General features: G+C 60.9%; 1 pseudogene. It reads left to right on the top strand.

Annotated elements, in window-relative coordinates:
* Positions 1 to 258: pseudogene (locus SB764_RS42145) on the top strand (long-chain fatty acid--CoA ligase); the annotation flags it as partial.

Here is a 258-nt window from a genome sequence, read left to right as displayed (position 1 = left end):
ACGCGAACTCGAGCATCAGCTACGCGATGCCGGCGCGAAGGCGATCTTTGTGCTGGAGAATTTTGCCCGCACCGTGGAGCAGGTTCTTGTCAAGACAGACGTGCGCCACGTCGTCGTCACCTCGCTCGGCGAGATGCTCGGCGCCAAGGGCCTGATCGTCAATCTGGTGGTGCGCAAGGTCAAGAAACTTGTGCCCTCATGGTCCATCCCGCAGCACAAGACCTTCAAGCAGGTCTTGTCGGAAGGCGCAGGCCGGTC

This window comes from Paraburkholderia sp. SIMBA_027, from assembly GCF_046535315.1.
Classification (GTDB): domain Bacteria; phylum Pseudomonadota; class Gammaproteobacteria; order Burkholderiales; family Burkholderiaceae; genus Paraburkholderia; species Paraburkholderia tropica.
Note: the sequence above shows the minus strand (reverse complement) of the source record. Positions and strands in the feature narration are given on the sequence as shown.